We start from the raw sequence: 22,914 nt of genomic DNA, 5'->3' as shown, positions 1-22,914 counted from the left end.
TTCAAATCAGTGATAGCGCCTCAGAAGTCCTGCCAGCTTGCCCTGCACGACCACTTCCTCCGGTCGATAGACCTGCGGGTCATACATGCCGTTGGCCGGATCGAGCCGGATCATTCCGCCGTCCTTGTGAAGATATTTAAGCGTTGCTTCCTCGCCCCGCACAAGGGCAACCACGATCTCGCCATCACGTGCGCTGTCTGTGCGGCGGACAAGCGCGAAGTCGCCGTCGAAGATGCCAGCCTCTATCATCGAATCGCCTGACACCTCGAGCGCATAGTGTTCGCCCGGGCCGAGTAATGCGGCCGGAACCGGTAGGTGGGATTGACCTTCGAGAGCTTCGATCGGCGCGCCCGCCGCGATCCGCCCATGCAGTGGGATTTCGATCACGTCGTTCGCCGGTTCAGGCCTAGATGAAGCCACGGTCGTTGCTGCCGCCACCACATCGTTCGCCGGTCGGCTGCGACCCACCGGTGTCGAATCTTCCGGCATCTTGATCACTTCAAGCGCCCGGGCGCGGTTCGGCAGGCGACGGATGAAACCGCGCTCCTCCAAGGCCGAAATCAGGCGATGGACACCGGACTTGCTCTTGAGGTCCAGAGCCTCCTTCATTTCCTCGAAAGAAGGCGAGATGCCAGTCTCTTCGAGGCGTTGCTGGATGAACTGGATCAATTCGTGCTGCTTTGCCGTCAGCATGGCGAAAACCTCCCTTGGTCGCCCATTAAACCGCGCACCAATAAGGTGAACGAATGTGGAACAAGTAGGAAACGCGATTCGCTAAGTCAAGCAATTCCGCCATTTTCGAGCAGGAAGGCTACAACTGCCTCGCCAGTCTCGACCGATGCCGCCTCGGCAGGGCGGTCTATGAGGCAATTGGCACTCGCCAATGCCGCCAAGGCCGAGGAATCCTGCGAATCGACACAGCGCGCCACTTGTCCGTCCCAGTAGGCGCGGAGGAACTCCCGCCGCGATCCGCCTTCAGGCAGGTGATCTCCTGAATCGACGCGACATTGCGAGGGCAAGGGTTTTCCAGCGCCCATCGCGGCTCTCACAAGGGGCAGGACGAAGAGGAAAGCGGTAACAAAGCTCGAGACCGGATTGCCTGGCAGGCCGACAATGACCTGCTTACCGCGAGTAGCCACCATCAGCGGCTTGCCGGGTTTGATGGCGACTTTCCAGAAATCGAGCGTGGCGCCCCATCGTTCGAGCGCGGGGCGCATGAGGTCATGATCACCAACCGAAGCGCCACCGCTGGTTACGAGGATGTCGGCGGTTTCGCTCTCTCGCAATGCCGCAGCGAGCGCGTCCATATCATCGGCGACAGGGCCGATGCGCCGTGTCTCGCAGCCCTGCTGGGCCAACATTGCGGCCAGCATCGCTCCGTTCGAAGCAGGTATCTGGTCGGGTCCACAATCTCCCGGATCGGCGCAAAGCTCGTCACCGCTATCGAGTATCGCCACAAGCGGTCGGCGCGCCACGCCAAGATGAGCATGACCGCCAGCCATCGCCAGCGCGATCTGTGCAGGCCCGAGCCGCGTCCCGGTGTCCAGCAGCCGGTCGCCGTCCGCGAAGTCGAAACCACGACGTCGCACGTGCTTTCCAGCATCTGGCATGTCCTGCGTACAGCGAACCTCATCCAACTCCACCGCCGCATTTTCCTGGATGAGAACGCGGTCGGCGCCAGAAGGCATATGCGCGCCGGTCGAGATGCGGACGCATTGCCCCGGTTCAAGCGCGCCGTCGAAGGGCGCGCCTGCGCGGCTCTCCCCGACAAGCACCCACGGGCCGTGACCGCAAATCGCATAGCCATCCATCGCCGAGAGATCCGCCGGAGGTTGCGTCCGGGCCGCCTTGAGCGGACCGGCGAGATAGCGTCCCAGCGAAGCTTCGATAGCGCACGTTTCCGTCTCTGGCTTAGGTGCCAGAGCAAGCAGGCGTGATTGCGCTTCTTCGAGGGTGAGCATCGCGCTCACAACGCGGGCGCTACCCAGTGCCCGGACTTGCCGCCGCTCTTCTCGAGCAGGCGAACCTCTTCGATCACCATGCCCTTGTCGAGCGCCTTGGCCATGTCATAAATCGTGAGCAGCGCAGTCGAGGCGGCAACCATAGCCTCCATCTCGACCCCGGTCCTGCCGGTCAGCGACGCGATTGCCGTGACGCGCACACCAGCTTCCTCCAGGCTGAAGTCGACGTCTACCGCGTCGAGCCCGAGTGGATGGCACAGCGGTATGATCTCCGCCGTGCGCTTCGCGGCCATGATCGCCGCGATCCGCGCGGTGCCGAGCACATCGCCCTTGGGCGCATCGCCACTCTCGATCGCCGCCCGAGCTTCGGCGCTCATCCGGATGAACCCACCAGCGACTGCGCGACGTGCCGTATCGGGCTTGGCCCCGACATCAACCATACGTGCCGTCCCGCTCTCATCGAGATGGGTGAGTTTGCTCATCCGCTTGCTCATGCGCGCGCCTTCAAATCCAACTGGATTGAACACATGGAACACTGTCCTGGCGAAGGAAATTCAACCAAGCAAGACTGTGAGAGATCGAAGCGGAGTGGCGGGAGTTTGCGATCGGACATGGCGCGTTTCTGCCAGTTTTGCGCGGCGTAGGACAGCCCCCGAATGTGACAGCTCAACCCTGCAGCAGATTGCGCGTTGCTGCCGCGACATCCTCCTGCCGCATCAGGCTCTCGCCTACCAGAAAAGTGCGCACTCCGGCGGCGGCCAGACGCTCGCAATCGGCGTGCGTGTTGATACCGCTTTCACCGACGAGCAGCGTTCCCTCGGGCGCGAGTGAAACCAGCCTTTCGGTCGTGGCGAGATCGGTGGTGAATGTTTTCAGGTCGCGGTTGTTCACGCCGATCAGGCGAGAGTTGAGCCGCGCTGCACGCTCCATTTCCGCCTCGTCGTGAACTTCGACGAGCACGTCCATCTTGCGCTCTCTCGCTGCGGCTTCGATCTCGGCCATCACGCTATCTTCCAGCGCGGCGACGATGATGAGGATCGCATCTGCACCGATGCTGCGCGCTTCGGCCACCTGCCAGGGGTCGACCATGAAATCCTTGCGAAGGACGGGGAGGCTACAGGCCTCTCGCGCCTCGACCAGATAGTCCTCGTGACCCTGAAAGTAGGGCGCATCGGTGAGCACGGAAAGGCAAGTGGCGCCGCCCGCCTCGTAGGCGCGCGCGTGATCCGCAGGCTGGAAATCCGCGCGGATCAGTCCCTTCGAAGGGGAAGCCTTCTTGATCTCGGCGATCAGGGCGAATCCGTCATTTGCGCGCTTGCGCAGGGCATTTTCGAAGCCGCGCGGCGCGGATCGGCCTGCGGCGCGGTGGTCGAGAGCCGTGACAGACCGTTCGGCACGCCTCTGGCCGACTTCGACGCGCTTGTTCGCGCAGATTTCCTCTAGCTTGTTCATCCGTGAGTCCTAGCGCGCCATCTCGATCCATTGCGAGAGCAGTCGCGATGCCGCTCCGCTGTCGAGTGCGCGTTTTGCCATGCCAGCACCCGCCAGCCAGTTCTCCGCTTCGCCCGAGACAACCAGCGTTGCTGCAGCGTTGAAGATGACCGCGTCACGGTAGGGGCCGGGTGTTCCGTCGAGAAGAGACTTCAGAGCCTTCGCATTGTGGGTCGCATCACCGCCGCGGATGGCTTCGACCGGAGAATGGGGCAATCCTATGATATCAGCATCGACACGGCGCATTTCGAACGCGTTTCCCGTAACATCGGCAACTTCATTGCCGCCAGCGAGGCTGAGTTCGTCGAGGCCTTCATCGCCCGAAACGATCATGGTGCGCTCCGTCCCGAGCCGCGCCTTGGCATCGGCATAGATCGGGACGTATCCCGGGCGCGCGATGCCGATCAGTTGGCGCTTCACGCCTGCGGGATTGGAAAGCGGGCCCATCAGGTTGAAGATCGTGCGCTTGCCGATGCGCTGGCGGATGGGCTGAATCCGCCCCATCGCCGGGTGGTGATTCTTGGCAAAGAGGAAACAGATGCCGATCTCGGCCAGCGTTTTCTCGGCCGTGCGGCCTGCAGCCTCCATGTCGAGGCCCAGCGCCTCCAGTGTGTCGGCTGCCCCTGACTTTGACGAGGCTGCGCGGTTGCCGTGTTTCGCGACGGGTACGCCGTTGGCCGCGACGACCAGGCTCACTGCAGTGGAGACGTTGAGCGTGTGATGCCCGTCGCCACCGGTGCCGCAGCAATCGATGGCATTCTCGGGCGCATCGACCGGGATTAGGCGCGCCCGCAGTGCACGCGCTGCCCCCGCGATTTCCTCGGCGGTTTCGCTGCGCTCGGTCATCTCGATCAGGTAGCGCGCGATCTCTTCCTCGCTGGTTTCCCCGTCGAGGATCCATCCGAAGGCTTCTTCGGCCTCTTTCTCGGTAAGATGTTCGCTGGCTGATGGCAGGCGCTTCATGATCGTTCCTCGGGCTCGATGCCGCAAATCCGCATGAAATTGGCGAGCAGGGCGTGGCCGTGTTGTGTGGCGATGCTCTCAGGATGGAATTGCACGCCGTGTATGGGCAGCGTCTGGTGCCGGAATCCCATGGTGTAACCATCCTCCGATGTTGCATTGACGATCAGTTCGTCCGGCTGATCCTGCACGACGAGGCTGTGATAGCGCGTCGCCTGATAGGGGGAGGGGATCCCTGCGAACAGCCCGCTATTGTCATGAGTGACGGCTGAAGTCTTGCCATGCATCAGCCCGCCGCGCTCGACCCGGGCGCCGAAATGCTGGCCGATCGCCTGGTGGCCTAGGCACACGCCGAGCAGGGGCTTTCCAGCACCCGCACAGGCCGCGACGAGATCGAGGCTCACGCCCGCCTCGTTCGGCGTGCAGGGGCCGGGCGAAATCAGAAAGCCCGCTGCATTGGTCGCCAGAGCCTCCTGCGCCGTCAGCGCGTCATTGCGCTCCACGCGGACATCTGCGCCCAGTTCCATCAGGTAGTGAACGAGGTTGAAGGTGAAGCTGTCGTAATTGTCTATGACGAGGATCATGTCTTCCCCGCCAGTTCGTCGGTCGCCCGCACGAGACCGTCGATAATACCCGGCTCGCCCGCACTGTGTCCGGCATCATGGACAATCCTGAGATCGCATTCGGGCCATGCCTTCTTCACCGCCCAGGCGGCGGCAGGCGGGGTGCAGATATCGTGGCGACCCTGGACGATAATGCCCGGGATGTCCCTGATCTTGTCGATGCCGCGCAGCAGCTGGTTCTCTTCGAGGAAAAAATCTTCGAGGAAGAACCGCGCGCAGATCCGCGCGAAGGGCACGGCCTTGGCTGGGTCTTCGAAATCGCTCATCAGGTCTTCATTGGGGAGCAGCGTCGCGACCGAGCCTTCCCACAGCGACCATTCACGCGCAGCGGCAAGACGCGTTGCCTCGTCATCGCTGGTCAGTCTCTTGTGATAGGCGCGCACGAGGTCGCCGCGCTCCCCTTCGGGAATGAGGCCAGTAAACTGATCCCATTGCTCAGCCATGATCTCGCTCGCGCCGTATTCGTAGAGCCAGCTCTTCTCTTGCGCGCGAGCAAGGAAAACACCACGCAGGACGATCTCGCTGGTGCGTTCGGGATAGCTTTCGGCATAGGCGAGCGCGAGGGTCGCGCCCCAGCTTCCGCCGAAGACCTGCCATTTCTCGTGCCCGCACATTTTGCGAAGGCGCTCGATGTCCTCGACAATGCGCCAGGTATCGTTGTTCTCGATCTCGGCGAAGGGCGTCGACTTGCCGCAGCCGCGCTGGTCGAACAGCAGCACGTCGTAGAGTTCGGGGTTCCACTGGCGACGGTGTGCCGGAGACATGCCGCCACCCGGTCCGCCGTGGAGGAAGACGGCGGGTTTCGCGCCGGGCGTGCCGCAACGCTCCCAGTAAAGGCTGTGACCTTCGCCCACGTCGAGCATGCCGGTCTCGTACGGCTCGATCTCGGGATACAGCGCTCTTTCGTATTCCATCGCCTCAATCCTCGCGATTTTTCACTGCGATCAACGGGCCGATCTGGGCGCCGGTATCGAGCCGCTCTGCGAGCGGGTCCCACAAGGCGGAGACGTTCCCGTCGAGGAACAGCGCGTCTGATACCTTGAGTTCGTCACGATAAAACCGCGCCAGCTGGCCGAAGCTGAGCGGCGCATCCGCGATGACGAAATGCGCGCGGCCTTCTTCGTCGACGCCCACGCCGTTGCGGATTGCCTTTGACGGCCCGTCATCCTGTATTTCAGGGTGAAGCCTGCCGCCGATCACCAGCATTGGGCCGGACTGCGTGCCGAATTGGGGGCGATCGCCGACATTGGCGTAGAAATTGTCGCTGGTCCGCACTTCCCACTTGCCATCGGTTCCGAAGAAGACGCCGTTTGGCTTGAGATGGAAATTACCTGGGCCATCCGCGCGGTTCAGTTCCTTCAGCCTCTCGCCATCCTCGACGTAATAACCGATCGGCTCGCCGTCGCCGTCGTACATCCCGCCGTTGACGGCGAAGGCGATGTTTACCGCATCGTCACCCAGCGCTTCGCCGTAAGCGCGCAGCGAGCGATAGGGCTGGCCCTCGTCATTCGCGAGGACGGTGGTGATGGTGTGCTTGGCCGGATCGGCGACGCAATGCGTCAGCGGCACGGTTTCGAAGATCACCACTTCGCACGGCGATAGCGAGCGGCGCGCGGTCGTCATCTCCTGCGAACCCTTGCCAATCTCGGTTCGCATCACCGGCTCTCCGCCCTGCTGGTCGCAGCCAACGAGGGCGAGGGAGAACGCGAAGAGAGGGAGGGCTGTCTTCATTGACCGTATTCCGCTTCACTGGCGACCCTTGCCGCTTCGCGCGCTGCAGCGATCAGCGCACCGGCCTTGGCCTTGCATTCATCGAGTTCATAGTCGGGATCGCTGTCGGCGACGATTCCCGCACCCGCCTGTACATGCATGGTGCCGTCTTTCACCACCGCGGTGCGCAGGACAATGCAGCTGTCGACCGAACCGTCCGGCGCGAAGTACCCGACACCGCCGGCATAGGCGCCGCGCGTTTCCGGCTCCAGCTCCGCGATGATTTCGCAGGCGCGAACCTTGGGCGCGCCGGAAACCGTTCCGGCGGGAAAGCCCGCAAACAGCGCGTCGAGAGCGTCGTGGCTGGCATCGAGCCGTCCCACCACATTGCTGACGATGTGCATGACATGGCTGTAACGTTCGATCGTGAAGCTGTCGGTGACTTCCACGCTGCCACGCTCGGCCACACGGCCGACATCATTGCGCCCGAGGTCGAGCAGCATGAGATGTTCGGCGCGTTCCTTGGCGTCGGCGAGCAGGCTTTGCTCGTTTGCCACATCCTCCCGCGCATCGCTGCCGCGAGGGCGCGTTCCGGCAATCGGCCTGATCGTGACTTCGCCATCGCGCACGCGGACGAGGATTTCCGGGCTTGATCCGACCACCGCAAAGCCGGGCAGGTCGAGGAAATAGAGGAAGGGAGAGGGGTTGACCCTGCGGAGGGCGCGATAAAGCGCCAGTGGCGGCAACAGGAACGGGCAGGTGAAACGCTGCGCCAGCACCACCTGGAAAATGTCGCCTGCGGTGATGTAATCCTTCGCCCGCGCAACCATGGCCTTGTAATCGCTTGCTGGCATCACCGGATCTAGCGACATGTCCGGTAGATCGCTGCGGCGTTCGTCAGGTGCGCTCGCGCTCGACAGTTGACGCAGAACCTCGTCGATCTGCTCGCCTGCGCGCTCAATCGCGCGTTCGATAGCGCCATCCGCTTGCTCCACCGACCAGATCGGCGCGATGCAGAAAAGCTCGTCGGTCAGGCCATCGAACACGAGGATGACCTGCGGACGGACGAACAGCATGTCGGGAAGGTCGAGCTCGCTTTTCGGCGCACGCGGCAGCTTTTCGACGAGACCTATCGTTTCGTATCCGAAATAGCCGACGAGGCAGGCGAGAGCTGGTGGCAATTCTTCAGGCGTTTCGATCCGGCATGCCGAAGCGAGCGCGCGCAGTTCGGCCAGCGCATCGCCATCGCACGGCTCGAACGCATCGCGATCATGTTGCCAAGTCCAGTTGATCTCGGCGTTCGCTCCGGAAGCGCGAAAAACCAGGTCCGGATCGAGGCCGAGCAGGCTGTAGCGCCCGCGGACTTCGCCGCCTTCGACGGATTCAAGCAGGAAATCGCCGCGGCCTTCCTCGATCAGTTTTACCGCCGCGCCTACCGGCGTTTCAGTGTCGGCAATGACCTTGCGCCAGACTAGGGCAGGGCGACCTGCCGCTAGCTCATCCGTCGCATTGGCTGCATTCGCTGGCAGAAAGGACTGGGTCACCGGCTCCGGTCAGCTTTCGCCGAGCAGCTGCTTGCGGACAGCCTCGATTGCGCTCTCGTTCTTCTCGACGCCAAGTTCTTCGCGCATTGCGGCCACCAGCTGAGACGAATACTCCTGTGCGAGCGTATCGCCGAGCTGCTGCCGCGTCGCGACAACGATCGGATCGTCCGCTGCAACCTCATCGGTCGATATCTCGTCGAGATCGACCACGAACCAGCCCAGATCGTTCGGAGCCTCGAGGCGCTTGGCCGTGCCCTGCGCCATGCTGAAGAGCAGCGCGAGCGGTGCGGGCACCCGCTGCTGACGCTGGGCAAGCTGTTCGCGGGTGAGGTTGATAGAATCGACCGGCGGAAGGCGCTCTTCTTCCTGGCGAACGGCGGCGGCAAGGGTGGTATCCTCGCCCAACCGCTCCATTACCCGATCGGCAGCTTCGCGAGCCAGACGCGCACCTTCTGCAAGGCGCCACTGCGTTATCACCTGCTCCCGTATCTCGTTCAGTGGAGCGGTTGCAGAGGGCGTGATGTCTGCCGCTTCGAAGATGAGGAAGGTTTCGCCACGCACGATCTCGGCGAGTTGCGGTTCGCCTTCATCCATCTGGAATGCGACGCTCACCGCATCCTGCAATTGCTCGGGTGCTCCGCGGCCCTGCTCTCCATAGACGCGGCCATCTGCTGTCAAAGGTGGCGAAGTGTTGACCTCGATCCCGAGTTCTTCGGCCACTTCGCTGAGCGGGGCGCCGCCGTCGATCTGCTCCTCGACTCGCGAGCTCAGGTCGGCGAGGGCTTCGTTGCGCTTTTCGACGAGCAAGGCCTCACGGATCGAAGGCGTCGCCTGGGCCAGTGTCTGCGCAGGCGTGCTTTCGATCCCGTCCACGCGGACAACATGCCAGCCGAGACCGCTGCGGGCCGGCGTGGCAATGCTTCCACGAGGAGCCGCGAAGGCCGCTGCGGCAACCTGAGGGCTGGCGCTATCGGCCAGTTCACCACGCTCGACAGGACCGACAGAGCTGGTGCTGAACCCTGCTTCGCGAGCGACCGCTTCCAGCGAAGCGCCGCCACTCACGCGCTGCCGGATGGCATTGGCTGCATCTTCGGTCGGGACGATCAACTGCGTAATCGTCCGGCTTTCCTTTGCCGCATACTGCTCTGCATCTCGCTCATAGCGTGCTGCGATATCGGCCGGGGTGGGGGCAACGCTTGCATCGATCGCTCCGATGCCGAAGCTCGCATAGCGGATGGTGCGGCGTTCGGGGCGGATATAGCGGCTCCGGTTCTCTTCGTAGAATGCCTGCAGCTGCGCGTTGCTCGGATCGCCCTCGGGCGCGAACACAGCGCTGGGGATCAGAGCGATCGAGCCTTCGCGGCGCTCACGCAGCAGCGCGGCGTAATTGCGTGCCAGCTTGGTCGGGATGGCCGTGCCTGCAGTGGCGCTCTGCATGATCTGCCTTTCGATCAGCGAGGTGCGCAGATCATCGCGCAGCATGGCGTCTGTCAGGCTCTGCTGGTTCAACGCCGCCTGATAGACCTCCTGACTGAAACTGCCGTCAGGGCCTCGGAATGCAGGGATCTGGAGGATCTCGCTATTCACGAGATTATCGCCCGCGCGAATACCGTACTCGTCCGCATATCCTGTAATTGCAAAACGATCGATCATTCGCTCAAGCACGCCATCAAGACCGCCCTGTTCGACAAAGGCCTGCATCGAGAGCGTCGGGTTTTCCTGACGAATCCCTTGCAACGCATTCTGCGCACGGCGGTTGAGATCGGCCGTCCCGATTTTCTCGTCGCCGACAACCGCCACGCGGTCGCCACCCGATACACCTCCGAACGTGGCCGTGCCCGACACGTCCATGCTGGCGAAGGCCAGCGCGATCAGCCCGAGAAAGGCGAGCGTGATGCCAAGACCGATCTTGGAAGAGAAGAATCTGCGGAAAAGCTGGATCATGAGGGGCTAACTTGACTCAAGTAGTGGATAGAGGCGGGCGAATGGCCCGAACAGGTCCAGCGCTTTATCCGCCCTGCGACCTCCCCGCAACAGGTGACAAACGGTTTTGACTGGATCGTGAAGGTCGGCTAGCGGACGCGGCCCCCCACGCCCTATATCAGGGCAAGATTCGTTTACATTTCAGGAAATACGCATGGCCCTCAGGCCCTACATAGTCGGAAATTGGAAAATGAACGGGACACGCGCGATGCTTTCCGAAGCACGCGCGATCGACCGTGCAGCCCAACGCCACATGAAAGTAGAGGTGGCAATCGCGCCGCCATACACTCTGATCCATGCCGCTCACCGTGAAGCGGAACAGATCGGCATTGGCGCGCAGGATTGCCATCCCGGCGAGGATGGCGCCTTTACGGGCGATATTTCCGCTCCGATGCTGGCCGATGCGGGCGCCAAGTTCGTGATCCTCGGACACAGCGAAAGGCGCGAATGCCACGGCGAGAGCAACGAGCTCGTCCGTTCCAAGGCAGAGGCCGCGCTCAAGGCCGGTATGCGGGTCATCATGTGCTGCGGCGAAAGCGCCAGCACGCGCGATGCCGGCAAGGCGGTGAAGTTCGTCACCGACCAGTTGCGTGCCTCGCTGCCCGAGATCGAGGATCCGGACAACCTCCTCACGGTCGCGTACGAGCCGATCTGGGCGATCGGTACCGGAAACACCGCGACGGTCGCAGATATCGAGGAAATGCATCGCGCCATTCGCGCCTTGCTGGTCGAGCTCTACGGTGCGGAAAAGGGGGCGGAAATCCGCATTCTTTATGGTGGTTCGGTCAAGCCCGACAATGCGCGCGAAATCCTCGCTGCTGACGAAGTTGGCGGGGCTCTGGTGGGCGGAGCAAGCCTCACTGCAGACAGTTTCATGGGCATTGCGCTCGCCGCCGGGGAAACCTCCGAAGGCTGATAAGGCGCGCCTCGCCCTTGTCGCAATGGCCTGCGGCGCCTAAATGCGCCGCGCAAACCTATTTCCGGAAGTCATCGATATGTCGCTCTTCATCTTTCTCACCGTGGTCCAGACGATCGTCGCCGCAGCCCTTGTCGGGGTCATCCTGATGCAGCGCTCGGAAGGCGGCGGCCTCGGTATCGGCGGAAGCCCGGGCGGCCTGATGGGTGCGCGCGGCGCGGCAGACTTCCTTACCCGCACGACCAAGTGGCTGGCAGTCGCCTTTGTCGCGCTGTCGATCGCGCTCGCTGCGGTGGCCGTCGAAACCACCGGTGCGGACGAGATTACCTCGACTATCGACCGCAATGTCGCACCGGCCGATCCGCTGGGCGGCGCGGCAGACCCGCTGGCCGCTCCGGCAGAACCGGCAGGCGAACCTGCTCCTGCGAGCGACGATCCGCTCGCCGGCCAGACCGAATAATCCATCGCAAGCAGTCGTGACTGTGGATTGCGGCGCTCCCGCAATCGCAATTTGCTTGCGCCGAATCCCATTGAACGCTTAAGGCCCGACTCCCATGGCGCGGTATATTTTCATCACCGGCGGCGTGGTCTCCTCGCTCGGTAAAGGTCTTATGGCAGCTAGCCTCGCGGCGCTCTTGCAGGCGCGTGGCTACAAGGTCCGGATTCGCAAGTTCGATCCCTATCTCAACGTCGATCCAGGGACGATGAGCCCCTATCAGCACGGCGAGGTCTATGTGACCGACGACGGGGCCGAGACCGACCTCGACCTGGGGCACTACGAACGCTTCACGGGTGTTTCAGCGCGCCAGAGCGACAACATAACCTCGGGCCGCGTCTATCGCGATATTATCGCGAAGGAGCGTCGCGGCGATTATCTCGGCGCGACGGTGCAGGTGATCCCGCACGTCACTGACGCGATCAAGGCCTTCGCGCTCGACGATCAGGACGATCACGATTTCATCCTGTGCGAGATCGGCGGTACCGTGGGCGACATTGAATCGCTCCCGTTCATGGAAGCGATCCGCCAGCTGCGAAACGAGCTCGAGCCCGATCAGACGGTTTCGGTCCACGTCACGCTTGTGCCCTACATCGCGGCAGCAGGCGAGTTGAAGACCAAGCCGACCCAGCACTCGGTCCGCGAACTGGCGAGCCTCGGCATCAAGCCCGACGTGCTGCTTTGCCGTGCAGAGCATCCCATCCCGGACAGCGAGCGCCGCAAGATTGCGCAGTTCTGCAACGTGCGCGCGGAATCGGTCATTCCCGCGCTCGACGCACCTTCGATCTACTCGGTGCCGCAGCAGTATCACGACGAAGGTCTCGATACCGAAGTCCTGCGCGCCTTCGGGATAAATGATGCGCCCGCGCCCGATCTTTCTGCCTGGGAAGACGTCACCGACCGCTACTTCCACCCCGAAGGCGAAGTGACCATCGGCGTCGTCGGCAAGTATGTCGGCCTGCCCGATGCCTATAAGTCATTGAACGAGGCGCTGGTGCACGGTGGCCTCGCCAACCGCGTCAAGGTCAACATCCGCTGGATCGATGCCGAGGTGTTCGAAGGCGATGATGCCGATATCGCTGCGAAGCTCGAACCGTTACATGGTATCCTTGTGCCCGGGGGCTTCGGCGAGCGCGGTAGCGAGGGCAAGATCGCCAGCGTCCGCTTCGCACGCGAGCGCAAGGTGCCTTTTTTCGGGATTTGCCTGGGCATGCAGATGGCCTGCATCGAAGGCGCGCGCGCAGCGGGTTTCGAGACGGCGAGCTCGACCGAGTTCGGCGAAACCAGCGAACCGGTTGTCGGCATCATTACCGAATGGATGAGTGAAGAAGGATTGCAGACCCGAGAAGCGGGTGGCGATCTCGGCGGCACCATGCGTCTCGGCGCTTATGACGCGAAGCTCGCGGGCAACAGTCACGTCTCGCGAATTTATGGAGGGGCGACCGAAATTTCGGAGCGTCACCGCCACCGCTACGAGGTCAACGGGAAATACATCGAACCGCTTCAGAAGCAGGGCCTCGTCTTTTCCGGCATGTCGCCGGATGGGCTTCTGCCTGAAATCGTCGAGCGCCCCGACCATCCCTGGTTCGTCGGTGTGCAATTCCACCCTGAGCTCAAGTCGAAGCCGTTCGCTCCGCACCCGTTGTTCGCTCGATTTATCGAAGCTGCGGTGGAGCAATCTCGATTGGTCTGACCGGGGTTTGCTGCAGTTCGCAAGGTACACGACGGGGGCAAATTACGCTCTCGCGAAATAGTCTGTCGTGTTTGTACAAGCCGACGAGAAAAACCTTGCGCCATCAGCATTTTTCGCGCACCCCAAGAGCCGGACCTTCATGTTTTATGAAGGGGGAGGACAGCAATTTGTCCGTTTGAAATTGCGGGGGGCATTCACAACGGTTTTCCGCGCATGAGCTCGATCTGGGGCTGACCGTCTTCTGCGACCCGGACGGTCAGATCCAGACGAGGCGACTTTATTGGTCGCGGGGGCGGGCCTTACGGCTCGCCCCCATGCTTTTCAGCCAGGTATGTGTAGAGCGGATCAGCGCGCCTCAGGCGTCGCTCTCGTCACTCTTCTCGCTCTCAATGGTCTTGATACCATTCACGGCGATCTTCTTCGGCTTCATCGCCTCGGGCACTTCGCGCACGAGGTCGACTGAGAGCAGGCCATCAGCCAGATCGGCATTTTCGACACGCACATAGTCTGCGAGTTCGAAGCGACGTTCGAAACCGCGGTTGGCAATGCCGACATGCAGCATTTCGCCTGTCGGATCGTCTTCGCGCTTCTTGCCCTGGATCACCAGCAGGTTCTGCTGGGCAGTGATGTCGATATCCTGCGGGCGGAATCCGGCGACGGCGAGCGTGATGCGGTAAACATCCTCACCGCGGCGCTCAATGTTGAAAGGGGGATAGTTATCGCCGGAATTGGCTCGCGCCTGACCTTCGAGGAGGTCAAAAAGGCGGTCGAAACCGACAGTCGAACGGCGATATGGGGTAAGGTCGATACGTGACATAGAAACAAATCCTCTCTTGAGCAATTTGAACACTGTGCAGGACCTGCTAATCGAGCATCCTGCAATTGCGTCGTCCGCTCCCGATTGTGGCGAGTGGCGACGCAGGAAAGATAGGTTTGCGCCCATGGTCTTTCAAGACATCCGGCTGCGCGAACTGAGCAATAACAGGCAAGGGTCCACAATGAGCACTCCGGTAATCGACATCTACACAAAGTTCGGCTGCGGCTTCTGCTATCGCGCGAAAAGCCTGCTCGACAGCAAGGGGGCGGAATACAACGAGTTCGACATCACCATGGGCGGGCCGAAACGCGAGGAAATGCTGGAGCGCGCGCCCAATGCGCGCACCGTCCCGCAGATCTTCATCGGCGACACCTATGTTGGCGGGTCGGACGAACTTGCCGCGCTCGAACGTGATGGCAAGCTCGACACGTTGCTGGCAGGCTGAGACGTTCCGCCGTGACCCGCATCGCTCTGCTTCAGATGAACTCGGGTATCGATCCCGAGGCAAACTGCGAGACCATCGTCAGCGCCGCGAAGAACGCTCGCGAGGGCGGGGCGGATATACTGTTTACGCCGGAAATGGCGCTCCTCCTCGACCGCGACCGGTCACGGGCGGCCGCCTGGATCGAGAGTAGCGGGCCCGCAGAGATGGCCGAGAAACTCGCGAAGACCGCGCAAGATATCGGCATCGACATCGCCTTGGGGTCTATGCCGACCAAGGGAAGCGGCAACCGCTGGGCAAACCGCTCGGTCTACTTCCGATCAGGTGGGGGCGACCCGGTCCAGTACGACAAGATCCATATGTTCGATGTCGAACTTGCAGGCGGAGAAAGCTGGCGCGAGAGCAACGCGTATGAGCCCGGCCAAGAGGTCGTCACCGTCGACGATACGCCGATCGGAAAACTCGGCCTCACCGTCTGCTACGACGTACGCTTTCCCGCCCTGTTCGAAGAACTGGGGCAGCGCCGCTGCGATGCGATCTCCGTACCGGCCGCTTTCACCGTACCCACGGGCGAAGCGCATTGGCATCTCATGTTGCGAGCGCGCGCAGTCGAAGCCAGCGCTTTCGTGATCGCTGCAGCGCAGGTCGGCGAGCATCAGGACGGACGTTCGACCTATGGCCACAGCCTGGTAGTCGATCCTTGGGGCGAGGTCCTGCTCGATATGGCCGGGGAAGGACCGGGACTTGGCTTTGCCGACATCGACCTCGAACGGATTGCTCAGGTCAGAGCGCAAGTTCCGAGCCTTGCCAATCGCCGTCCAATCCCTAAGTCAGAGACCTCAAGTTAAGAATGTAAGCGTATTATCTGAACGACATGATCGTATACGACCTCATATGTGACCACGGCCATCGCTTCGAAGGCTGGTTCGGCTCTTCAGGCGATTTCGCCGAACAGCGCGAGAGTGGACTGCTCGCGTGTCCGGAATGCGGCTCGGCCGAAGTGGAGAAGGCTCCCATGGCGCCGGCAGTCCCTGCCAAAGGTAACTCGCGATCCGAAGCGGCACCTGTCGAGGTTGCCGAAAGCGACCAGCATCCGGTTTCGAACACGCCTATGCCGGCCGAGGTCAAGAAGGCGCTTGCCGCTCTGGCCAAGGCTCAGGCCAAAGCGCTCGAGAAGAGCACCTGGGTGGGCGACAAGTTCGCTGAGAAGTCTCGCGCCATGCACTATGGCGAGGCGGACGAGACCCCCATCCATGGTCAGGCGAGCGCCGAGGAGGCCAAGGGGCTCATCGATGAAGGGATCGCTGTCGCTCCGCTGCCGTTTCCGGTCGCGCCGCCCGACAAGCTCAACTGAAGAAGTAACCGTTCAGTTCGGCAGGCTTTGCGGACGACCCACATCGGCCATCGTCTGAACGTCCTCGATCGTGGTGTCCTTTTGCGGAATGACGGTCATTTCGCCATTGGTTTCGAGAATGACCCAGTTGGCGTCGGAGAGCTGGGTCATGCCGTGCTGACGCAGGGCACTCGCAATCTCTTCCTTCGATATCCGCATACGCTTCATCGCGTCTTCGAGATACTCACCCTTGTGAGTGAGCAGAGTGGGTTCGGCTTTCACGACCCGCGAAAATAGCTTGCTGTGAAGGACGAGCCACGTCGTGAACCATTGTGCCGCTGCCAGAATGATTATCGCCGCAACCGCCTCGATAATGGCGATGTCGCGCAACAGAATGCCGCTCGCAGCAAGGCTCCCCACGGCGATGGTGATAATCCAGTCGAAATTGTTCATCTGACTGGTCGTGCGCTTGCCGAGTATCCTCACCAGGAGAACGATGAAGGCGTAAAAGAATATCGCGCCAATCGCGACATTCTGCATCCTGTCCCAGCTTTCGAACCACCCGATGACGTCTTGTGCTTGATCCATGCAAGACCAATGACGCGGAGGTTTCAATGTTCCGATTGCGGTAGGCTTGGCGTGGCGATAGAGAGCGCAGCGGGCGCCCGTAGCTCAGCAGGATAGAGCACCAGATTCCTAATCTGGGGGCCACAGGTTCGAATCCTGTCGGGCGCACCATCCACCGACATGGCGAATTGGCCTGAAGGCACCGGGCCGCCGGGTTCGGCTTACGCCTGTCGTGCGCGCCAGCTCCGTTCCGCCATTATGGACATTGCCGTCACCACTATGGATGCCATCAAGATTGCGGCGCAAGTGCCGGCCCAACCGTAGGTATCGAAGCTCCAGGTTCCCAGGATACTCCCGATTCCTCCGCCAACGAACATGATAACTATGTAGATAGTGGTCAGGCGCGTACGGATCGACGGATCGAGCGACAGGAATGTCATCCTCCCCGCTACATCCACGCTTGGCCCGACGAGATTGATCAGCACCAGCGGCACGATCAGGGCCCATGCGCTGAAACCCAGGGGATAGAGCAGGGCGACACCGAAAAGCTGGAGCAGGGCTGCGTAGACCCGCGCGCGGCGGGCGCCGATCTTGTCCGCCAATCTGCCCAGCCTGGGCGTCGCAAAGATGCTGACGACAGCGATACCGGCGAGATAGCCCACCGTATCGACGCCATATCCGAGCGAGGGACTGGTGAGGTGTAGGGCCAGGGCCAGCCAGGTTGCGGTGAACATGGCGAAGTTGAGCGCCTGAATTGCTGCGGACCAGAGAACCTCGGGGTAGGTGCGGGTCAAGCGGAATACTGAGAGGACAAGCTCGTGATAGGAGCCGGTGGGCGTCTTGTCCGCGCTGGTCTCACTTCTCATCGAAACGGGCAGCATCAAGGTCACCGCGAACATCAGCGCGACGGCGATCCAGTAGACTGTGCGCCAGCCAAACTGCTCGGCAACGATACCTGCCCCGACGCGAGCGACGAGAATACCGAAGATGACACCTGCGGTGAGGAAAGCGGTGACCTGACCGAGCCGCTCCGGTGCGACCCGCTTCGAGGCGAATGCAGGCAGCAGATACGGCGCGACAGTCACGAAACCGAGGATCGTGGATGCGGCCGTGAACACCAGAAACTGTGTGGCGAGTGCCATGCCCAGCATCGCGAGGCTCTGCAGCGATACGAACAGGATGCAGAGCCTGCGGTTCGAATAGCGATCGCCGAGCGGGAGGAGCAGCAAAATGCCGAGCGCCAGCGCAAGCTGATTGAGCGCCGGGACAATGCCGATCTCGGCTTGCCCCACCGAAAAGCTGTCAGCCACTTCGCTGATGATCGGGTGAATGTAGTAGGCGTTGGCCGTCACGACCGCGGTGGTCGCCGCGAGCCCGTATTCCTGCGCGCGGCTGAGATAATGTGACTCGCTCAAGCGAGAAATCCGGCTTTGCGCGCCATGTCGATGATGCCTTGTGAAAGCTCCAGCGGCCGATCTTCCTGGCAGAAATGTCCGCATTGGCTCAGCATGGCATGGGGTTGACCCTCGGCTCCCCTGATGCGCTTCGAAAGCTGCTCGCCAAGCCCGCCTGTCACCGGATCGTCTTCACCGAACAGGGTCAGAAATGGCTTGTCGTATTGGGAAAGACCAGTCCATGCTGCCTTGTTCTGCGCTATTCCGTCCATCCCGTCCTCGACCGGAACGAGAGCGGGGAACGCGCGTGCGCCAGCCTTGCTGGGTTCGTCGGGGAAGGGCGCATCATAGGCTGCGATCTCCGCCGCGCTTCGCTCTGTTTGGGTCGCACGTTGCAGAAGCTCGCCTATCTTGAACTCGGGCGAGGATTTGGCGAATTCCCGCCAGGCTAGGAAAGCTTGAGACGGCGTTCCCCCGACAGGCAGGAAGGTGTTGCTTGCGACAACGCATGCAAAACGGTCGGGTTCTTCTCCCACCATCCGCAAACCGAGCAATCCGCCCCAATCCTGGCAGAAGAGCGCCGCTTTCTGCGGCACCACCGCTTCGCGCCAATGCTTGAGCCAACTGATATGCCTGTCATAAGTATAAAAGGCCTGGTCATCAGGCTTGTCGCTTTTCCCAAACCCAATGAGATCAGGTGCCAGGCATCTGAAACCGGCATCGAGCAGGACCGGGATCATCTTGCGATAGAGAAAGCTCCAGCTCGGCTCGCCGTGAAACAAAAGCACGGGCGGCGCAGCTTTCGACCCCTCGTCGAGATAATGCATTCGGCCCGTATGCCCATCGCCAAGATCGATTTCGATCCAGTTCTCGGCAAAAGCGTAGTCGGGCAGGTCATTAAACCGTGCGGGATCGTATGAGAGCACTTCCATCGCATCGTCTCCTTGCAGCGGAGGGCGGAAGGAAGGGCTCTATGCGTTTGGTTCGCCCGGTTCCTTGCCCAATGGCACCCTCTCCTTGAAGGTATGCGTAACATAGGGGAAGGGAATTTCGATCCCCGCATTATCGAGAGCCCGCTTGATCGCGCGAACGACCTGGTCGCGGCTTTCATGCCCATCGCGCGGCTTGGAGCCTGACCACCAGCGCACCTTGTAGTTCACCGAGCTTGCCCCGAACTCATAGGCGAAGACGTCGATGCCTTTTTCGGTATCGACGTTGCTGCAGCTTTCGACTGCCTTGCGGATTACCTCGGCCGCCTCGTCGAGATCGGTATCGTAGGACACCCCTGCATCGACTTCATGACGACGCTTGGTCTCGTCGGTGAAGATCTCGACAGGGTTCTTGAACAGTATCGAGTTGGGCACGACGGTAAGTTCGCCCGAGAGCTTGCGCACATGCGTTTCGCGCAGGGTAATATGCTCGACCTTGCCGGTAATGCCCTCTGCCTCGATCACGTCGCCGATGCGCATTTTCTCGCGCAGCATGATGAGCACACCTGCGAGGAAGTTTTCGAAGATGTCCTGGAAGGCGAAGCCGATGGCGACCGCGCCGATACCAAGGCCTGCGATGAGGCTTCCGACGGTCAGGCCGGGGAAGACCACGATGGCGGCGACGAATATGCCGGTGAGCCAGACACCGAGTTTGACCAGCGTTTCGATCAGATTACGCAGCGAAGGACGAATGTCGGTCTTGCCGACGATTTTGTCAGCGATCTTTGCAGCAAAGCTGGCAACCAACCCCGTAATCAGCAGGATCGCAAAGGCGATCATCATCTGCGGGATCAGCTGAACGAAGCTGGTCCACATGATGTTGAGCTGATTGTTGATGATATCGAACATTAAAACCCCCGTCTTTGGCGAGTTAACGGATTTTGGCGCGCTGGGTTCCATTTCCGCCGAACTGGTGCAACTCGCTATCCCCAATGCGAACGGGCTCTCTTGGTCTTATTAATTACCCGATTGCGCCAACTTCGCGTAGAATACGCTTGTTTCGGGGCGTTAACTGTGATTCTGTGAGCATATGAAGCGTGGGGGAATCTTTCAGCGGCTGCCGCGGGAGCAGGTGAGGCAGGGCTTGGCTCTGGCCGGACTGTTGTGCCTGACGGTTCTCGCTATCGCCGGACCGACCGGCCTTCTGTCGTGGAGCGAACAGGCTTCGCTGCTCGAACAGCGCGAGGCGCGGATCAATACGCTCACCGCAAAGCGTGACGAGCTCCGCAATCGCGTGGCTCTGCTCGACCCTGCTGCCGCCGATCCCGACCTGGTGGGCGAGTTGCTGCGGTCTGATCTCAACGTCGTCCATCCGGACGAGGTCGTGATTACGCTCGAGGATTGAGCGCGAACTTCCGATACAGTCCGGTTTTTCGTATGCAGAGACGCGCTTGACGTTGCGTAACCCGATCGCTTGTGACTATAGCCGCGACGGCCTTATTCCTCCCCAGGGCCTAACGCAACGCAAGGAAAACAGCTTGGCCAAAGCGTCTGAGAAAGCGGCAGCGAAGAGCGCGAAGGCGCCCGCCGACAATCCCGATTTCATCCTTCACAGCCTGCAGGAAGCGCACGAGAAAAACCCGCGCTATGATGCGAGCGAAGAGGAGATGCTCACCTTCTACGAGCAGATGCTGCTCATTCGCCGGTTCGAGGAAAAGGCAGGCCAGCTTTACGGCCTGGGCCTGATCGGAGGCTTCTGCCACCTCTACATCGGGCAGGAAGCGGTCGCGATCGGCCTGCAAAGCGCGCTCGACAACGATCGCGACAGCGTGATCACCGGATACCGCGATCACGGCCACATGCTCGCCTATGGCATCGATCCCAATGTCATCATGGCAGAACTGACAGGGCGCCAGGCCGGTATTTCGAAGGGCAAGGGCGGGTCGATGCACATGTTCTCGACCGAGCATAAGTTTTACGGCGGCCACGGCATCGTCGGAGCGCAGGTTTCGCTCGGCGGCGGTCTCGCTCTCGCACACAAGTACCGCGACGATGGCGGGCTGTGCCTCGCCTACTTCGGGGACGGCGCAGCCAACCAGGGGCAGGTTTACGAGACCTTCAACATGGCTGCCCTCTGGAACCTGCCCATCGTGTTCGTGGTCGAGAACAACCAGTACGCGATGGGAACAAGCACGGCGCGTTCCAGCGCCGAGACCGAGTTCCACCGGCGCGGCACCGCCTTCCGCATTCCGGGCATGGATGTGAACGGTATGGACGTGCTCGAAGTGCGCGGTGCGGCCGAAATTGCCTTCAAGCACGTTCGCGAGGGCAAGGGCCCGGTGCTGATGGAGTGCAATACCTATCGCTATCGCGGTCACTCGATGTCCGATCCTGCTAAATATCGCAGCCGTGAGGAAGTCCAGGATGTTCGCGAACACAAGGACCCGATCGAAGGCATCAAGAAGATCCTGATGGAAAAGGGCAAGACCGAGGACGACCTGAAGGCAATCGACAAGTCGATCCGTTCGCGCGTCGCCGAAAGTGCCGATTTCGCAGAGAGCTCGCCTGAGCCGGATCCGTCCGAACTCTACACCGATGTTCTGGTGGGAGAATACTGATGGCGATCGAGCTCAAGATGCCCGCGCTCTCCCCGACAATGGAGGAAGGCACTCTCGCGAAATGGCTGAAGCAGGAAGGCGACACCATTTCTTCCGGCGACATCATCGCTGAAATCGAAACCGACAAGGCGACGATGGAATTCGAAGCGGTCGATGAAGGCACGCTCGCCAAGATACTCATTGCTGAGGGCACCGAGGAGGTGAAGGTCGGCACTGTCATCGCCATGCTCGCCGAAGAAGGCGAGGACGCTGGCGATGTGGAGGCGCCATCGAGCGATACCGCCGATGATGCGGCGGAAGTCGACGATGTTCCGGGCGAGGGCAAGGACGTCGGCCGCGAGGACGACGATGGCTCGATGACTCCGGAAAAGCCGAGGACCGAACCGAAGAACGATCCCGACATTCCCGAAGGCACCAGCTTTACCAGCACCTCGGTTCGCGAGGCGTTGCGTGACGCTATGGCGGAAGAAATGCGCCGCGACGACCGGGTCTTCGTGATGGGCGAAGAGGTCGCCGAGTACCAGGGTGCCTACAAGGTCACTCAAGGCCTGCTCGACGAGTTCGGCGCCAAGCGCGTGATCGACACGCCGATCACCGAATACGGATTTGCCGGTATCGGAACGGGCGCGGCGATGGGCGGCCTACGCCCGATTGTCGAGTTCATGACGTTTAATTTCGCCATGCAGGCGATCGACCATATCATCAACTCGGCGGCCAAGACCAACTACATGTCGGGCGGCCAGATGCGCTGCCCGGTCGTGTTCCGCGGCCCCAATGGCGCGGCCTCACGCGTCGGCGCGCAGCACAGCCAGAACTACGGGCCATGGTACGCCTCGGTCCCCGGGCTGATCGTGATCGCACCTTACGATTCGGCCGATGCAAAGGGTCTGATGAAAGCTGCGATCCGCTGCGAAGACCCCGTAGTCTTTCTCGAGAATGAGCTCGTCTATGGGCGGAGCTTCGACGTTCCCGACCTCGACGACCATGTCCTGCCGATCGGCAAGGCGCGGATCATGCGCGAAGGCTCCGACGTCACGATCGTCAGCTATTCGATCGGTGTCGGTTTTGCTCTCGAAGCGGCTGAGGCGCTGGCGGGCGAGGGCATAGATGCGGAGGTGATCGACCTGCGCACGCTGCGTCCGCTCGACCGCGAAACGATCCTGACCTCGCTTGCCAAGACCAACCGTCTGGTGATTGCCGAAGAGGGTTGGCCGACCTGCTCCATCGCGTCTGAAGTGATTGCGATCTGCATGGAGGAAGGGTTCGACCATCTCGATGCGCCGGTCCTGCGCGTCTGCAACGAGGATGTGCCGCTGCCCTACGCCGCCAACCTCGAAAAGCTCGCGCTGATCGATGCGCCTCGCATCGTGAAGGCAGCAAAGAAGGTGTGCTACAAGGATTGATCCGATGATGGGGCGGGCCGAGCGGGCCCGCCTT

The 22,914-nt window shown here is 61.5% G+C and carries 24 protein-coding genes and 1 tRNA gene; 10 read left to right on the top strand and 15 right to left on the bottom strand.

Annotated elements, in window-relative coordinates; genetic code table 11:
* Positions 1 to 6 precede the first annotated feature (6 nt).
* From lexA to CCE89_RS13785, 10 genes are all read right to left on the bottom strand, one after another.
* Positions 7 to 693, bottom strand: coding sequence for a transcriptional repressor LexA (gene lexA, locus CCE89_RS13830; RefSeq protein WP_086438625.1), 687 nt, complete (start codon positions 691 to 693; stop codon positions 7 to 9).
* Between the two features lie 86 nt (positions 694 to 779).
* A complete protein-coding gene (locus tag CCE89_RS13825; RefSeq protein WP_086438827.1) occupies positions 780 to 1,961 on the bottom strand; it encodes a molybdopterin molybdotransferase MoeA in 1,182 nt (393 codons plus the stop codon).
* A gap of 5 nt (positions 1,962 to 1,966) precedes the next feature.
* A complete protein-coding gene (moaC, locus tag CCE89_RS13820) occupies positions 1,967 to 2,443 on the bottom strand; it encodes a cyclic pyranopterin monophosphate synthase MoaC (RefSeq protein ID WP_086438826.1) in 477 nt (158 codons plus the stop codon).
* 184 nt (positions 2,444 to 2,627) lie between these two features.
* Positions 2,628 to 3,413, bottom strand: a complete 786-nt coding sequence (trpC, locus tag CCE89_RS13815; protein WP_086438624.1) for an indole-3-glycerol phosphate synthase TrpC — start codon at positions 3,411 to 3,413, stop codon at positions 2,628 to 2,630.
* Positions 3,414 to 3,422: 9 nt separating this feature from the next.
* Complete coding sequence (gene trpD, locus CCE89_RS13810) at positions 3,423 to 4,415, bottom strand: anthranilate phosphoribosyltransferase (protein ID WP_086438623.1); 993 nt, start codon at positions 4,413 to 4,415, stop codon at positions 3,423 to 3,425.
* Positions 4,412 to 4,996, bottom strand: a complete 585-nt coding sequence (locus CCE89_RS13805; protein WP_086438622.1) for an anthranilate synthase component II — start codon at positions 4,994 to 4,996, stop codon at positions 4,412 to 4,414. Before CCE89_RS13805 ends, trpD begins: the two co-directional genes overlap by 4 nt.
* Entirely contained in the window at positions 4,993 to 5,949 is a 957-nt protein-coding gene (gene pip, locus CCE89_RS13800; RefSeq protein WP_086438621.1) for a prolyl aminopeptidase, read from the bottom strand. Before pip ends, CCE89_RS13805 begins: the two co-directional genes overlap by 4 nt.
* 4 nt (positions 5,950 to 5,953) lie before the next feature.
* Positions 5,954 to 6,766, bottom strand: a complete 813-nt coding sequence (locus tag CCE89_RS13795) for a phosphodiester glycosidase family protein (RefSeq protein WP_086438620.1) — start codon at positions 6,764 to 6,766, stop codon at positions 5,954 to 5,956.
* Entirely contained in the window at positions 6,763 to 8,289 is a 1,527-nt protein-coding gene (gene trpE, locus CCE89_RS13790) for an anthranilate synthase component I (protein WP_234990093.1), read from the bottom strand. The genes CCE89_RS13795 and trpE overlap by 4 nt, the downstream gene beginning before the upstream one ends.
* A gap of 9 nt (positions 8,290 to 8,298) precedes the next feature.
* Positions 8,299 to 10,233: a peptidylprolyl isomerase gene (locus tag CCE89_RS13785; RefSeq protein WP_086438619.1), complete on the bottom strand. Its 1,935-nt coding sequence runs from the start codon at positions 10,231 to 10,233 to the stop codon at positions 8,299 to 8,301.
* A gap of 193 nt (positions 10,234 to 10,426) precedes the next feature.
* Here CCE89_RS13785 and tpiA point away from each other — a divergent pair, with 193 nt between their 5' ends.
* The 3 genes from tpiA (at position 10,427) to CCE89_RS13770 (ending at position 13,377) form a co-directional block, all read left to right on the top strand.
* Positions 10,427 to 11,188 carry a triose-phosphate isomerase gene (gene tpiA / locus CCE89_RS13780; protein WP_086438618.1) on the top strand — a complete coding sequence of 254 codons (762 nt, stop codon included), beginning with the start codon at positions 10,427 to 10,429 and terminating at the stop codon, positions 11,186 to 11,188.
* A 43-nt stretch (positions 11,189 to 11,231) separates the two neighbouring features.
* Positions 11,232 to 11,648: a preprotein translocase subunit SecG gene (gene secG, locus CCE89_RS13775; protein WP_234990092.1), complete on the top strand. Its 417-nt coding sequence runs from the start codon at positions 11,232 to 11,234 to the stop codon at positions 11,646 to 11,648.
* Between the two features lie 94 nt (positions 11,649 to 11,742).
* On the top strand, positions 11,743 to 13,377 hold the full coding sequence (locus CCE89_RS13770; protein ID WP_086438617.1) for a CTP synthase: 1,635 nt from the start codon (positions 11,743 to 11,745) through the stop codon (positions 13,375 to 13,377).
* 355 nt (positions 13,378 to 13,732) lie between these two features.
* On the opposite strand, the gene CCE89_RS13765 is transcribed toward CCE89_RS13770, so the two are convergent.
* Positions 13,733 to 14,194, bottom strand: coding sequence for an Hsp20 family protein (locus CCE89_RS13765; RefSeq protein WP_086438616.1), 462 nt, complete (start codon positions 14,192 to 14,194; stop codon positions 13,733 to 13,735).
* Between the two features lie 181 nt (positions 14,195 to 14,375).
* Between CCE89_RS13765 and grxC the strand changes: the two genes are divergently transcribed.
* From grxC to CCE89_RS13750, 3 genes are read left to right on the top strand one after another with little or no spacing between them, the layout of a single operon-like run.
* The gene (grxC, locus tag CCE89_RS13760) at positions 14,376 to 14,639 is read left to right on the top strand and encodes a glutaredoxin 3 (RefSeq protein ID WP_086438615.1); all 264 of its coding nucleotides are present in this window, start codon (positions 14,376 to 14,378) and stop codon (positions 14,637 to 14,639) included.
* 11 nt (positions 14,640 to 14,650) lie between these two features.
* Positions 14,651 to 15,484, top strand: coding sequence for a carbon-nitrogen hydrolase family protein (locus tag CCE89_RS13755; protein WP_086438614.1), 834 nt, complete (start codon positions 14,651 to 14,653; stop codon positions 15,482 to 15,484).
* A 26-nt stretch (positions 15,485 to 15,510) separates the two neighbouring features.
* Complete coding sequence (locus CCE89_RS13750) at positions 15,511 to 15,990, top strand: DUF1178 family protein (RefSeq protein WP_086438613.1); 480 nt, start codon at positions 15,511 to 15,513, stop codon at positions 15,988 to 15,990.
* A gap of 12 nt (positions 15,991 to 16,002) precedes the next feature.
* Here CCE89_RS13750 and CCE89_RS13745 read toward each other — a convergent pair whose 3' ends face one another.
* Positions 16,003 to 16,557: a DUF421 domain-containing protein gene (locus CCE89_RS13745; protein ID WP_086438612.1), complete on the bottom strand. Its 555-nt coding sequence runs from the start codon at positions 16,555 to 16,557 to the stop codon at positions 16,003 to 16,005.
* Positions 16,558 to 16,630: 73 nt separating this feature from the next.
* Between CCE89_RS13745 and CCE89_RS13740 the strand changes: the two genes are divergently transcribed.
* Positions 16,631 to 16,707, top strand: a tRNA-Arg gene (locus tag CCE89_RS13740).
* A 50-nt stretch (positions 16,708 to 16,757) separates the two neighbouring features.
* Here the strand turns inward: CCE89_RS13740 and CCE89_RS13735 are convergent.
* Genes CCE89_RS13735 through CCE89_RS13725 form a run of 3 tightly spaced genes read right to left on the bottom strand, consistent with a single transcriptional unit; the run spans position 16,758 to position 19,768 of the window.
* Positions 16,758 to 17,951 carry an MFS transporter gene (locus tag CCE89_RS13735; RefSeq protein WP_234990091.1) on the bottom strand — a complete coding sequence of 398 codons (1,194 nt, stop codon included), beginning with the start codon at positions 17,949 to 17,951 and terminating at the stop codon, positions 16,758 to 16,760.
* The gene (locus CCE89_RS13730; protein ID WP_086438610.1) at positions 17,948 to 18,862 is read right to left on the bottom strand and encodes a haloalkane dehalogenase; all 915 of its coding nucleotides are present in this window, start codon (positions 18,860 to 18,862) and stop codon (positions 17,948 to 17,950) included. Before CCE89_RS13730 ends, CCE89_RS13735 begins: the two co-directional genes overlap by 4 nt.
* A 39-nt stretch (positions 18,863 to 18,901) precedes the next feature.
* The gene (locus tag CCE89_RS13725) at positions 18,902 to 19,768 is read right to left on the bottom strand and encodes a mechanosensitive ion channel family protein (protein WP_234990090.1); all 867 of its coding nucleotides are present in this window, start codon (positions 19,766 to 19,768) and stop codon (positions 18,902 to 18,904) included.
* A 235-nt stretch (positions 19,769 to 20,003) separates the two neighbouring features.
* On the opposite strand from CCE89_RS13725, the gene CCE89_RS13720 reads away from it, so the two are divergent.
* The 3 genes from CCE89_RS13720 to CCE89_RS13710 all read left to right on the top strand — a co-directional run bounded on the left by CCE89_RS13720 (position 20,004) and on the right by CCE89_RS13710 (position 22,880).
* Positions 20,004 to 20,264 (top strand): FtsB family cell division protein, encoded by a 261-nt coding sequence (locus CCE89_RS13720; RefSeq protein ID WP_327078649.1) that lies wholly within the window; start codon positions 20,004 to 20,006, stop codon positions 20,262 to 20,264.
* A 133-nt stretch (positions 20,265 to 20,397) separates the two neighbouring features.
* Positions 20,398 to 21,477 carry a pyruvate dehydrogenase (acetyl-transferring) E1 component subunit alpha gene (gene pdhA / locus CCE89_RS13715; protein ID WP_086438607.1) on the top strand — a complete coding sequence of 360 codons (1,080 nt, stop codon included), beginning with the start codon at positions 20,398 to 20,400 and terminating at the stop codon, positions 21,475 to 21,477.
* Complete coding sequence (locus tag CCE89_RS13710) at positions 21,477 to 22,880, top strand: pyruvate dehydrogenase complex E1 component subunit beta (protein WP_086438606.1); 1,404 nt, start codon at positions 21,477 to 21,479, stop codon at positions 22,878 to 22,880. The genes pdhA and CCE89_RS13710 overlap by 1 nt, the downstream gene beginning before the upstream one ends.
* Positions 22,881 to 22,914 lie beyond the last annotated feature (34 nt).

Origin of the sequence: Altererythrobacter xiamenensis, from assembly GCF_900177715.1 — a bacterium.
GTDB classification, from domain to species: domain Bacteria; phylum Pseudomonadota; class Alphaproteobacteria; order Sphingomonadales; family Sphingomonadaceae; genus Erythrobacter; species Erythrobacter xiamenensis.
This window is presented reverse-complemented; position numbering and strand designations above follow the sequence as displayed.

What these genes read in the sequence shown, in the direction of transcription:
- lexA (WP_086438625.1), bottom strand. Translation starts at nt 693, where the DNA reads ATGCTGACGGCAAAGCAGCACGAATTGATCCAGTTCATCCAGCAACGC.
- CCE89_RS13825 (WP_086438827.1), bottom strand. Translation starts at nt 1,961, where the DNA reads ATGCTCACCCTCGAAGAAGCGCAATCACGCCTGCTTGCTCTGGCACCT.
- moaC (WP_086438826.1), bottom strand. Translation starts at nt 2,443, where the DNA reads ATGAGCAAACTCACCCATCTCGATGAGAGCGGGACGGCACGTATGGTT.
- trpC (WP_086438624.1), bottom strand. Translation starts at nt 3,413, where the DNA reads ATGAACAAGCTAGAGGAAATCTGCGCGAACAAGCGCGTCGAAGTCGGC.
- trpD (WP_086438623.1), bottom strand. Translation starts at nt 4,415, where the DNA reads ATGAAGCGCCTGCCATCAGCCAGCGAACATCTTACCGAGAAAGAGGCC.
- CCE89_RS13805 (WP_086438622.1), bottom strand. Translation starts at nt 4,996, where the DNA reads ATGATCCTCGTCATAGACAATTACGACAGCTTCACCTTCAACCTCGTT.
- pip (WP_086438621.1), bottom strand. Translation starts at nt 5,949, where the DNA reads ATGGAATACGAAAGAGCGCTGTATCCCGAGATCGAGCCGTACGAGACC.
- CCE89_RS13795 (WP_086438620.1), bottom strand. Translation starts at nt 6,766, where the DNA reads ATGAAGACAGCCCTCCCTCTCTTCGCGTTCTCCCTCGCCCTCGTTGGC.
- CCE89_RS13785 (WP_086438619.1), bottom strand. Translation starts at nt 10,233, where the DNA reads ATGATCCAGCTTTTCCGCAGATTCTTCTCTTCCAAGATCGGTCTTGGC.
- tpiA (WP_086438618.1), top strand. Translation starts at nt 10,427, where the DNA reads ATGGCCCTCAGGCCCTACATAGTCGGAAATTGGAAAATGAACGGGACA.
- secG (WP_234990092.1), top strand. Translation starts at nt 11,232, where the DNA reads ATGCGCCGCGCAAACCTATTTCCGGAAGTCATCGATATGTCGCTCTTC.
- CCE89_RS13770 (WP_086438617.1), top strand. Translation starts at nt 11,743, where the DNA reads ATGGCGCGGTATATTTTCATCACCGGCGGCGTGGTCTCCTCGCTCGGT.
- CCE89_RS13765 (WP_086438616.1), bottom strand. Translation starts at nt 14,194, where the DNA reads ATGTCACGTATCGACCTTACCCCATATCGCCGTTCGACTGTCGGTTTC.
- grxC (WP_086438615.1), top strand. Translation starts at nt 14,376, where the DNA reads ATGAGCACTCCGGTAATCGACATCTACACAAAGTTCGGCTGCGGCTTC.
- CCE89_RS13750 (WP_086438613.1), top strand. Translation starts at nt 15,511, where the DNA reads ATGATCGTATACGACCTCATATGTGACCACGGCCATCGCTTCGAAGGC.
- CCE89_RS13745 (WP_086438612.1), bottom strand. Translation starts at nt 16,557, where the DNA reads ATGGATCAAGCACAAGACGTCATCGGGTGGTTCGAAAGCTGGGACAGG.
- CCE89_RS13730 (WP_086438610.1), bottom strand. Translation starts at nt 18,862, where the DNA reads ATGGAAGTGCTCTCATACGATCCCGCACGGTTTAATGACCTGCCCGAC.
- CCE89_RS13725 (WP_234990090.1), bottom strand. Translation starts at nt 19,768, where the DNA reads ATGTTCGATATCATCAACAATCAGCTCAACATCATGTGGACCAGCTTC.
- CCE89_RS13710 (WP_086438606.1), top strand. Translation starts at nt 21,477, where the DNA reads ATGGCGATCGAGCTCAAGATGCCCGCGCTCTCCCCGACAATGGAGGAA.